Raw genomic sequence first — 10505 nt, 5'->3', positions numbered from 1 at the left:
CCCTTGAGCCGCGAAAGGGATTTGCCACGGCAGCATTGAAGATCATTCTCGACACCGCTGATCGCCACAATGAATCCGTCCATCTGGTTGCCAAGAAGATCGGCACCAACAAGACGATGCTAAGCACAACGGCACTGCGCGACTGGTATGCACGTCACGGCTTCGAAGTACTGGGCGGGAGTGCGGCCGATGGCTACGACATGACGCGATTGCCGCGTCCTGAGCTGGTGAAAGACAACGCCGCCGAGGATGGAATAGCGCCGTAGCGGCGACCGTTCCCGGTGGAGACAGTCACCGCTCATACTCGGGGTTACAGATTTGCGGGAAAAAGCAGAACGGACAAAGAGCCGTTCGAACTCAATGGAGCCGACAAACACGCTGTTGCCGCCTCCACTCACCACAGCATTGCCAAGCCCTCTAAAGGCACTTATTGCACCGGTTTCTCTTCCTGGCTCACATGCCGGCGGACCCAGTAGATCTGGTGCGCCATCTTGGCAACCACCGGCATCAAAACAAGAATGAGTAGCCCCCCGAGCTGGGGGAGCGCGTCGTCTCGCACGGCGTGGTTCATCTCACCCCACGACATCCCGAGATCGACCTTCGCGTGCAGGATAGCCAGAACGCCCGCGGCGATCATGCCCAGTAGCACCGCAAACTTGAAGTCGATGAGTGCGATCACCGCCAGAATGAACACACCGACCATCCAGTATTCAGTCGGAAACATATGCCTTACCTCAATAGAGTGGGCGCCTATTTCTTCGCCGGCAAGATGACCTCACGCGCCCGGTTAATAACAGCATCCGGGCAATTGCGGCGACGCGAAGAATCCACGCCCGACAGATAGGATTTCAACGCCGACATGGTGATCGGGAACGCTTGCCCCTCGTTCATGAGGTCAAGAGCTTCTTGCAGCGTTATGCGCGAACGCTCGATCAGCTTGCGTAGCTGCTGACCGTTATCCAGGGTTGCTTTCTTGTTCATCTCACTCCGTGCATGGTGTACAGGTGCACCAAGGATAGCACAGGCTCGCGCTTACGCGACAAGCCCGAAACCACTATCCAGCATCTGCGATCATCTGTTCGGCCTCATCGCGCGAATAGCCAAGATTCTGCAGTTCGTTGACGGCATCCTCACGTGCCTCAGCCGCAGCCTTGATCTTCAGTGGGTTACAGAACCCATCATCCACATGCGCCACCTCGGCGACGATTTGCGAGACATCCCTCACAACATGCTCCTTCTTCGACCAAGGCGCTGACGAGCATCGAAGCCGCCAACGCCCTTCTGCTTACCGAACCGGCGGCTTTTCACCAGGACCTGCCGACCGGAGTACGTAGCAGTCTCCCGGGACCGGGCGAATCTGCCCCGTGTCGTCCATCTCCCAGCAACTACCTTCTGCACTCTTGACGCCGCCGTTCACCACTTGAATGGGGGGACGGTCCGACTGAGGCTTCGCGTCGATACCAGGCGCCACGCGCGTTTCGCTGTATAGCGTCACGACCGTTACGGCATGCCCTGCCGGGGCGCTGGCCGGACCTTCCGCGTGCGCACTGAACGCGCTCAGCATGAGTGCCACAAAAGCCATATACCCGGTGAAGACCAATTGCTTCTTGCTGACCGAAATCCCTTGAATACCAACACAAACTGACATTGCCATACCCCCGTGCATGTTGAGCTCTTGTCGTAGTGTTCTGCGAAGTGCTTCGCAGACCGTGACTCAATCATATGTGCACATGTGCACCATGTCAACACCGCTCCAGGGAATACTCTAAGCCAAATGGGCAAGGACCTCGGAGTACCGATAGCCTGGCGGCGCCTTCATGAAATACTCATCGATGGCAACGTCACTTGCGCCAATCCTTCGCATCCTGTCGACGTCTCCAAGCCTCCGCACACCATCTGCACCATCAGCTTGTAGGACCCGTTCGATCTCGGCTGTTGTGTTCGGATGGTAGGCGTAGGAAACCACCCCCTTTTTGATCACCCGGTCCAGGATGATCAAGTCCCCGGGCGGGAACAAGTTGCTGGTGGTCTGCGTGAGCGACAGATCCGTACGCTTACCGTCACTCTCGATCCATGCATGCGCGAACATGCCGACTCGCGAGGAGGCCCATCCAACCACCGGCTGCACATCGACGCCTTTCTCTTCGCGCAGATACTTCCTCAGGAAGAACGCCAAGAAATAGCAGGCGCCCACGTAACCCATGTTCTTGGCTAGCCGCGCGTGTGCGAGCTGCGATACATCCGCAATCACACGCTCGGACTCGGTCAAGTCGGCATACCAGGCCTGCCGCTCTTCTTTGTTACGTTTGGCCTCACCCATCGTCGCCCCCCCCAAAGATTCCAGCGGTATCAACCAATGCGCACGAATGCGAAGACCGAGATCGCCCATGCAACGGCGAGTAGCGATACCAGAGCAGCTCGGATGAGCAAGACTTGTGCCCCACTGAACCCCATCGCAGCAAGACGACCTGGAACGAGGAGCATCACGAAGAACGGCGTCACGCCACCCGCCGACAGCACGAACGCTAGCGAGTAGAAACCTTTACCGAAAACCACCAGCGCCGCGACAAGGAAGGCGATACCTAGCGCAAAGTAATACAGTGACCGCGTACTCTTGATAGGTAGGTCAGTGTGTTCCAACATGTTCTTACTTCCCGTAACGCAACAGAAGTTGCTTTGCATTGTCGATGTCTGCAGCGGCGTGCTGACCAGCAAGAAGCCGTTCCTCCAAAGCGCGCGCCGATGACCAGTCCTCGCCTTGGTCGCCCTTTTTTTCTAATGCATAGGCCACATTCCAGAGCCGGCGGGCGAGATCCTCTCGCTCCCGCTTTTCCTGCTCCCAGTCGCCAAGAACGAGCTTAGCCTGCGTGACAAACTCTGGCTCGTCGTTGAAGACATTCACCCAGTCTCCACTGCCGTCACTTGCCGTATCAGACTTGTGATCCTCCCACCACGACTTGATGGATTCCGCGAGGCTCTCTACTGTCGGTGTATTCATTGCTAGCCCGCCCTCGTCTCTTCACTCGGCGATCGCGAGCGCGGCAACAAGCTCGGCACCCAAACAGCCACAGCAATGAGAACGAGCAACAGTGTTCGCCACGTGAAGCCACTGCTATCCAAACCACTAACGATTCTCGCCTGCTGAGTGTTGAAGCCGGTGCCACGAGAACCCGTCACTGAGAAATCTTGCGTGACCAAGTTTCCGCTCCTTGTTACGTCTTGGTAGACGCATTCCGCCCCTACCATTTCTGCCTTTTCGCTGATGTGAGGCAGGCAGTTTCCTGGCACAGCTACATTCACGTGTTCCAGTACGCTGGAATACTGGAGGGAAGTGAGGGCCACGAGCGTAACCACAGCCCGAACGATGAAAGAAATCATGTGTCAGACCTCTTCAGCGAGTCGGTGAACGGCTGAAGATAGACAACACTCGGCGCTCGGGATGATGCATCACCTGCTCGCGCAGCTTCGCGAGTTCTGCCGCTTTTAGTGCTTGCTCGGCTCGGTACTCCTGCGAGCGTTCGCACTGACCCGCCAGTTCGAGCACCTTGTTAAGGTGTCGGCCTCGAAGCACGACGTTGGCCTTGCTCCACGCTTTCACCATTTCCGCCACAACCGGATACCGTTCAGCCTGTTCGCGCATCTGCACGACATCCTCTGCATCCAATTCTCGCGTTTCCGGATGGACAAACTCGAACCAGAGTGCGAAACCGAAGATGCCCAGGATCACCACCATTGGCACAGCGGAATCCGCGTACGAAATAAGAGTATTGACTGACATGTCCTTCTCCAAAGTGGAATGTTCTTGATGATTTCTCTTGCAATCACTTATCTGTACCACTACTGCTGAGACCGAACTAACCTGTCGGCTAGCGGCCCCGCTGCCCCACATCTGGCAAGCTCACTTCTCACCCTCTTCGGCCGACGAAATCAGTGAGCCCTCTAAAGCTTTCCTCGCGCCCGAACGCTTAAAGACGGGCCCCCAGTCAGCCAGCCGATAGACAGCGCCGCATTTCTCAATTCGGACGCCTGCTTGCTCCACCGCTTGCTGAACAAGCTGCGTCACGCTCTTTCTGTCAACACCCGTGCGAGCCACGATTGCCACCAATGTCGCATCCTTGATGATGTCAATTGCCGCCAGGACGGCCAGCATTTGCCGAAGGTCGCCCCGCGGATACTGCGGCACTTCAAACTCGTCCCTAGACATCAAATTCATTTTCCGGTCTTATCCTTTGCAGCGAGTATCAAGTCAACTCGAAATTACCCAAAGCACGGCATCAGTCCAAAGCCACAGAAGGCACCCCTCTGGGATGGCGCATGCGCACGCTACCCGCCCAGTAGTCGATCGCTTCGTTGATGTCTTCTCCGCGATCCGGCCACTGCGACAGAAGCCGCCCCTTCAGCGAGGACACTGATCGACACTGGAACTGCCGTGCAGCATTCACGGCCGCTCGCAGCATTTCGAAGCCGCCCACGCTGAGGCCCGAGGTATGACTCATCTTTCCCATCAATCCCTTTCACTTGGCCGCATGCGAGACTCCACTGCACGCTTTGCTGCCTCGCGCGTCCGGAAATGCCGAGACGACTGCTCACTGACCTGCGTCGATTGGTCGGAAACATCCCAAACCTGACCGTTGCACCAACGAGCCGACCAACCGCCTGCTCCCAACCGTCGGATCTGGACAACGAGTCTTCCATCAGAGTGCCCCGCTGATCCGTTCGGTGCGTCCGTCCACTGAATCATGGCGACTGTTTTTCCTTTGCACGGATCACTGAGTGCGCCAATCCAAGCGGACAACAAAGTCCAACAGGTGATTCCCATCACGCATCGGTGTAGCCACGAGTTCAGTCGGCATAGTTGCTTCGATCAGTACCATGTCGGTTCTTCTCCCGAGTCAGTGGGCGGTAACGACTTTCGCTTCACGTAACGTGTCGGAGTGGGGTTCGAGCATCCACGGGAAGCAAGTCGCGCAACCCCACTCGTCGGAGTAGTGGATTTCGAGCATAGCGACTGCCCAGGATCCCTTACCGTCAGTCCGGTGCACGATACAGCGTTCAGCGTGAGTCGGGCCGTAGTCGAACCATCCCCCGTGGATCGTCCTCTTGACGATCACACGATCGCCCTGCTCGAACTGGTAGCCCTCCGATCCGTCCGAATACCGATGAACGATCACGATCTCATCCTTTCCCTGTGTTTATCCGTAGGCGAATCATAGGTGCACATGTGCACCATGTCAATTACCGTTTCTGGCTGGGCTGGAAAAGCTGCGTTGCGAGTCTGCGTTTGTCGACCAACTGAAAGTCTACCCACACAGCGAGCAGCGGTACGCACAAGATATAGCCCAAGGACACCATGCACGTCAGTAGCGCAGCCGAGAACTGATTAATATCTGTCGCATGTTGTGGAAGCGCTTCGCAAAACCATCGAAAGAGCGGCGCTACGGTAACTTCCGAACTGATATTGAGAGAGAGCAACAGGGCGCTCACTGAAGCGAGGACATATTCCATTCCGCCAAGATACTGTTCTGGGTTCTCCCTGCTGCGCGCCACAGAAAACACCGACAGCCCGACGCCGACGATCGTCAGCACCACGAACCAAGCCCACTCAAGCATCTTCATCCTCTGATTAATCACAGCCGTTGTGCCCCTATCCGAAGCGCCCAGGGGCGGAGTACACATGGATCGGGCACTAAGCATCAGACTCAGGTGCGCTCACCGCCCAAGGGCAGACAGCAACACCTGAATCGGATGTTCCGACAACCTTGCCGCATCAACTCACGGTTCGTAGAACTCCGGCTCGGTGTAGCTAGCCGATTTGAGGAACTTGCCCTTGGGAGCATCCGGCTGATCGGACGCGGACTTCATCACCATCGTCGGGTACTCCCCAACGAAATAGACATCGGTCACGCCTGCAGAAGCGTGTTTCGCGATCGTTGCGGCACGATCGGCATCGTTCTTCACAAAGCGCGTCATTACCCCTTCAATCACGCTGCCCATATCGCGGTCTGCGTCAATGCCCATCAGGTGATGCGCGCCATACCCGAAAACGTGAACATCGCAGAGCGAATCCCGGACCTGCTTCAGATTCACGTCACTGTTGAACTGCAGTGCATCGATCTGCTGGACGATAGCGTCGACCTCTTCCTTGTCGGCGCCCAGCGCGACCAACAACTCGGCAAACTCGTGACCGATGTTTTTGCACTGGCTCCTGACCCGTGACCAGTCGATGCCGCGCGGATCCCCTTGGGGATTGTCGAAAGCCACGTTCATCTGCGCAACACGCTCGAAATTACTTACCGGAAGCGGATGCGCGTCGCCTTTGGAAACCTCCACAGACAGCGCAGGCTCGCCATCAAGCCCCCTAATCGGCTTCACATCCAGCTTCACGTCATCCGCAAACGTGATTTGATAGTTGGTCGTGCCACGCTCGGCGTGGCCAAGAATCACAGCATTCTTTACGGTACGCGACGCGGCCGCCATGCCGAGGTTCTCGTGAAATTGATCAATCGTGAGTTGCGTCATGTTCTACCTTTGTGGCCGGCTTCCGGCCGGTAACGGAGCGCTCGCGCGCCAAGCTGTTTCGCAACTGGTACTCACCAAATACGGGCATCCGCATTACGTGCCTGATTGGGGGTGCTCTTGATGCGGAGCGGCACGCAAGCCGCTGGCAGATCGAGACTTGACCACGTTACAGCGGCGCGTTTCCTTTTCAACTTCGCGCAGCGTGTCGAAGCCGCGGACTCCACATCCTGGGTCGACCGCAAAGACGTATTCATCCGCCAGACAAACCATGTAGCCGCTGCCGGTATCGCGCTCATCGTCTACATGGGCAACCCAAGCACGTGCTTTGATGCGTTCGATCATCGTTGCCATATCACCACCCATTGAATTGTGCGGCTCACTACGTGAAAACAACCACGGAAAACGAATACCCCAGAATACAAAGGTCACGCCGGCATGGCGGGAGCATCCTTGACGTTCTTGAGCGCTCTATGCAGCGACCGGTAGGTGGCGCCCTCTTCCTCGTCACAGCAATCAATCCAGTTGGCGTGAAGAGCCCGCATACGATCCTCCAACTCCCCTTCCACCACGGCTCGATACCGCTCATCAAACGACACCTCGCCTGGCTTCGCATCACGAAAGTGCTCGGCCACGGTCCGCGCCTCGCCTTCGCTTAACTCATACGACTCGCGAAGATCCGTGTCATCGGCAACGATGAGAAGCTTGTGTGCGATCTCATTAATTTGTAGTGCGGTAAGCCTGACTGTGATCGTTCCCATCTTTGATATCCCCTGTGCCGGTTCCTTTTTAGGCCGCAACTTCAAACGGTACGAGCAAGTGCGCGTAGTCCACACAGCGTGGCAACATTGCCTCTTCGACCAGGGGGAAGCTCGGCTTTCGGATCTTTTTGAACTCTAATGCCGGCAAGCTGGGCTCCATTCGTCTCGGTCCTCCACATGCCGGTGATACGCGGCCGATCCGCTTCCCATCTTCTCTGTACACTACCAAGTCGATGCTGAGCTCGCCACATACCAGATAGCAGTCCTGAACGATGCCGATCATGGGGCGGGCCCTCCCAATCCGCATGACCCAATCCCCTTGCTTGAAAGGCAGTTGCTCCCCAGCAGAAGCAGGCCCCGACTTGTCTCCATACGCTTGGAAGCCCACCAATCCTGAGTCTGAGGCAGACAAGGCCTCGACGAGAATTCTTCGCGCGCCCTCGACATCTTTCGCGTCTAACGCTACGAGAGCGGCACTAATCTTTGTTCTCATCATCGGCGGCACCTTTTCTGTGCGGAGTTTGTTCACCGCATGATAGGTGCACTTGTGCACCATGTCAACATTGATACACGCTAGCGCCCTCCTTCTTGCCCACCTTGCGGGAGAAGGTGGACTACCGTCGGACTCCGTGCCACGCCCGCATACAATGGAAAGCCTCTTCGTTTGCAGCTTCATTCGGACTTGCGCCGGGCGCGCGCTTCTGCTGGAATCGTCACTGTCCTCACAGTTGACACCGCCATGGAATTGCTCGACACCTTCTTCAAGAAAATGAGTTTGGTCGTTCTGCCCATCGTCGACGGCTATGACCGTCTCACAAGCGAGTGGCATCCCCTGCTGGCCATCTTCCTGCCGGTCGGCGTCTTCGCTGGCGTCAAGTACTTCGCACCGCATTGGCTGTTCATGGCGGTGATGCTGATGGTTGCCAGCTTCACCTCGGCATTCGCAGCAACCATCGTGTACATGTACGGCTACTGCATGGAGAAGTCACGAGACTAAGCCGCACACGAAATGCCATACGCTTTTTTGAGCCGTGAGCCCCACCGAGTAAGAGCGATTCCTTAGTCTGTTTCCCCGATAGCGGGGTCCCCGCCATGGCCTAAAACGAGAGTCATGCCGATGGCCCTAATTCGCCCCGCTTTCGAGGAAGAAAATGCGTACGCTCTTGCTTGCCGCCCTTTGACTTTCCGCCTCAGTTTCCGCACTCGGCCAATCCGCGCCCCTGCCGGACGGGACACTTGTCATGCACGATTTGGGCCCCGGGAAGACGACGATCTACTGCATGCAGGCTGGAGCCAAGCATCCAATCAGCAGCTGGCCAGCATTCGTCAAGCAAGGTTGGAAAATTGGGGATGTGCGCAACTTGAGCCAAGAGGAACTTGATCGCGTTCAAACCGGGGCAACGTGCATTATGGACGGCATGGTTGTCGCTCATGAACGACCCGGGGGAACAACCTACAAAATCGAAAGCGGTCGCAAACGAGCAATACCGGATCCTGGAACATTCATGGCAATGGGATATTCGTGGGATGAACTTGTCCGCGTCCCCGACTCCCAGCTCGATGCAATTCTCGATGGCCCGCCGGTGAGCGCGCAACTACCGCCGAGCCAGCAACACGAAGACACAAGTTGCATTGGCGTGATCGAGGTGTGCAATGTGTGGCATTACGACGCCCAGATGCATCGGGTGAACGATAGCTACAAGGTGTGCGGAGCATGCATTGGATTCCGGTTCAGATGACATGAGCGATGAGCTCTAATGCAAGCGGCGCTACGCCGCCAACCTGTGCTCGTAGTACGGATGCTCTTTGTCCACCAGGATATCGTCGAGTGCCTCAAGGCTACTGTGCTCCGGACGGAGCCAGACGTCGACATTTCCGCGCTTGATCGGGATGAGGCACCGATCGTGGCCAGCAGCCCGAACCTCGGACGGTGGCTCGTCCGTTATGGCCGCAAAGGACAATAGGTCCGGCAAGTCTGGCCGCTTCCAGCGATCCCACACGCACGGCACCAGCATCAATTGCCGCGGATTCGGCGAGAAAATGAGTTCGACCTTATCGTCTTCTTCGCCCGCCAGCGGTTCGCGCCCCTCCAATCGAGCCCTAAGCACCTTCTCAAAAAACTCGTCTACCAGCAGCAGCCCATGCTGGTGCCCGAACTGCTTTTTCCAAAACCCGCTCAGGCTAGATCGCCTGGCATTGAAACAGCCTGGGTAGCGCTTATCGAAGCTCTCCGGCACGCCAGCTGGCCGACACCGGTAGCGCATAGGCATGACCACGTAGCCATCCCCCCTCGCCACCATCACAGGGGCGTACCAGTTCGGAAAGATTCTGGAGTCGCCCGGTTTGAGCTCCGTGCGCAGCAGATCGTCCAGGCGACGGCGCGCCTGCTCGCTCTTGTTGGTGGCGACCCGCTTCTCTTCGCTCGCTCGCTTGGTCACCTTGGCTCGCAGATCCCGCTCTGCGTCGTTCAGCCGCGTGCGCTGCTCGAAGAGCTCCTGCTCGATCTCCAGCCGCCGATTGGCGTCGAACGCCCGGATGAGCTCGACGATCCGCCGCTCCTCGGGGGTGTTCTGCGCCTGCAGGAACGCCGCCGACATCGCCTTTGGGATGTGCACCGTCTTGTCGGTGCTTCGCTCGACGTAAAGCTCCACAAACTCGCGCAATGAGAGCGTCGCGCCAAACATCCGGACGAATTCGTGGTACTGGGCACGCACGAGAGCGCTATAGCACATGGCATACACCCGCTCAGCAATAGAGATCGGCCATCATACGCCCGGCGCGCGGCGCGCCTGTGCGCGACCGGCCTTCCGGTTATGCTCGGCGTACGCGCGCTGCTCTTCCGCCGTAATCGGGCGCTCATGGGGCAGCGCCTCGCCCAGCCAAGGCTCTTGCCTCAGCGTTGAGCGCAGCTGCATCAGCGCCCGGCCTTCCGGATTGTCGGGGTAGACGAAAGAGTGCTCGGCTTCCATCCGCCAAGCATCACGGAGGGCCGCCTGCAGCGCACGGACCTCCCAGAGCAGCCGGATCACCACCGCATCGCCTTGATGCCGCTGGCCAAGGTCATGCAGCTCCTTCAGGGACAGCGCGGGATAGCGCTCGCGGATCGGGTTCGACATCACCACACCTTCACGGCTTTCTGGCGCGGAGCGCTTTGCGTCGCTGATCAGGCGTCACCGTCCCCTCGGTCAGCCTGGCTCGATACGCTTCTTTTTCAGCGAGGTCCTCAGC

The 10505-nt window shown here is 57.7% G+C and carries 17 protein-coding genes and 1 pseudogene; 3 read left to right on the top strand and 15 right to left on the bottom strand.

All coding sequences use genetic code 11. From position 1 onward, the window contains the following. Positions 1-266: pseudogene (locus JHD73_RS24160) on the top strand (hypothetical protein); the annotation flags it as partial. Between the two features lie 161 nt (positions 267-427). Here JHD73_RS24160 and JHD73_RS24155 read toward each other — a convergent pair. The 13 genes from JHD73_RS24155 to JHD73_RS24095 all read right to left on the bottom strand — a co-directional run bounded on the left by JHD73_RS24155 (position 428) and on the right by JHD73_RS24095 (position 7277). Beyond that, positions 428-724: a hypothetical protein gene (locus JHD73_RS24155; protein ID WP_199032712.1), complete on the bottom strand. Its 297-nt coding sequence runs from the start codon at positions 722-724 to the stop codon at positions 428-430. Positions 725-750: 26 nt separating this feature from the next. Next, the gene (locus tag JHD73_RS24150; RefSeq protein ID WP_199032711.1) at positions 751-981 is read right to left on the bottom strand and encodes a hypothetical protein; all 231 of its coding nucleotides are present in this window, start codon (positions 979-981) and stop codon (positions 751-753) included. A gap of 73 nt (positions 982-1054) precedes the next feature. After that, on the bottom strand, positions 1055-1225 hold the full coding sequence (locus tag JHD73_RS29640; RefSeq protein WP_199032710.1) for a RuvA C-terminal domain-containing protein: 171 nt from the start codon (positions 1223-1225) through the stop codon (positions 1055-1057). A 540-nt stretch (positions 1226-1765) separates the two neighbouring features. Beyond that, the gene (locus tag JHD73_RS24140; protein WP_199032709.1) at positions 1766-2389 is read right to left on the bottom strand and encodes a hypothetical protein; all 624 of its coding nucleotides are present in this window, start codon (positions 2387-2389) and stop codon (positions 1766-1768) included. Beyond that, complete coding sequence (locus tag JHD73_RS24135) at positions 2350-2643, bottom strand: hypothetical protein (RefSeq protein WP_199032708.1); 294 nt, start codon at positions 2641-2643, stop codon at positions 2350-2352. Before JHD73_RS24135 ends, JHD73_RS24140 begins: the two co-directional genes overlap by 40 nt. Before the next feature lie 4 nt (positions 2644-2647). Further along, complete coding sequence (locus tag JHD73_RS24130) at positions 2648-2998, bottom strand: hypothetical protein (RefSeq protein ID WP_199032707.1); 351 nt, start codon at positions 2996-2998, stop codon at positions 2648-2650. A 393-nt stretch (positions 2999-3391) separates the two neighbouring features. Beyond that, positions 3392-3778 (bottom strand): hypothetical protein, encoded by a 387-nt coding sequence (locus JHD73_RS24125; protein WP_199032706.1) that lies wholly within the window; start codon positions 3776-3778, stop codon positions 3392-3394. A gap of 120 nt (positions 3779-3898) precedes the next feature. Then, positions 3899-4213: a hypothetical protein gene (locus JHD73_RS24120; protein WP_233177135.1), complete on the bottom strand. Its 315-nt coding sequence runs from the start codon at positions 4211-4213 to the stop codon at positions 3899-3901. Between the two features lie 61 nt (positions 4214-4274). Further along, positions 4275-4496 (bottom strand): hypothetical protein, encoded by a 222-nt coding sequence (locus JHD73_RS24115; protein WP_199032705.1) that lies wholly within the window; start codon positions 4494-4496, stop codon positions 4275-4277. A gap of 739 nt (positions 4497-5235) precedes the next feature. After that, complete coding sequence (locus JHD73_RS24110; RefSeq protein ID WP_199032704.1) at positions 5236-5616, bottom strand: hypothetical protein; 381 nt, start codon at positions 5614-5616, stop codon at positions 5236-5238. Between the two features lie 156 nt (positions 5617-5772). Continuing rightward, positions 5773-6519, bottom strand: a complete 747-nt coding sequence (locus JHD73_RS24105; RefSeq protein WP_199032703.1) for a hypothetical protein — start codon at positions 6517-6519, stop codon at positions 5773-5775. 93 nt (positions 6520-6612) lie between these two features. Beyond that, positions 6613-6948 (bottom strand): hypothetical protein, encoded by a 336-nt coding sequence (locus JHD73_RS24100; RefSeq protein ID WP_199032702.1) that lies wholly within the window; start codon positions 6946-6948, stop codon positions 6613-6615. Beyond that, positions 6945-7277, bottom strand: coding sequence for a hypothetical protein (locus tag JHD73_RS24095; protein WP_199032701.1), 333 nt, complete (start codon positions 7275-7277; stop codon positions 6945-6947). Before JHD73_RS24095 ends, JHD73_RS24100 begins: the two co-directional genes overlap by 4 nt. 739 nt (positions 7278-8016) lie before the next feature. Between JHD73_RS24095 and JHD73_RS24090 the strand changes: the two genes are divergently transcribed. Together JHD73_RS24090 and JHD73_RS24085 are read left to right on the top strand one after the other, a co-directional pair. Beyond that, a complete protein-coding gene (locus tag JHD73_RS24090) occupies positions 8017-8274 on the top strand; it encodes a hypothetical protein (RefSeq protein ID WP_199032700.1) in 258 nt (85 codons plus the stop codon). Between the two features lie 244 nt (positions 8275-8518). Further along, positions 8519-9016 (top strand): hypothetical protein, encoded by a 498-nt coding sequence (locus JHD73_RS24085; protein WP_199032699.1) that lies wholly within the window; start codon positions 8519-8521, stop codon positions 9014-9016. Positions 9017-9046: 30 nt separating this feature from the next. On the opposite strand, the gene JHD73_RS24080 is transcribed toward JHD73_RS24085, so the two are convergent. Together JHD73_RS24080 and JHD73_RS24075 are read right to left on the bottom strand one after the other, a co-directional pair. Further along, a complete protein-coding gene (locus tag JHD73_RS24080) occupies positions 9047-10009 on the bottom strand; it encodes an SOS response-associated peptidase family protein (RefSeq protein WP_199032698.1) in 963 nt (320 codons plus the stop codon). Positions 10010-10042: 33 nt separating this feature from the next. Further along, positions 10043-10393, bottom strand: coding sequence for a hypothetical protein (locus JHD73_RS24075; RefSeq protein WP_199032697.1), 351 nt, complete (start codon positions 10391-10393; stop codon positions 10043-10045). Positions 10394-10505: the final 112 nt, after the last annotated feature.

Source organism: Ralstonia sp. ASV6 (assembly GCF_016429285.1).
GTDB classification, from domain to species: Bacteria; Pseudomonadota; Gammaproteobacteria; order Burkholderiales; family Burkholderiaceae; genus Ralstonia; species Ralstonia flaminis.
The sequence above is the reverse complement of the archived record's forward strand: the minus strand, read 5'-3'. Positions and strand labels throughout refer to the sequence as shown.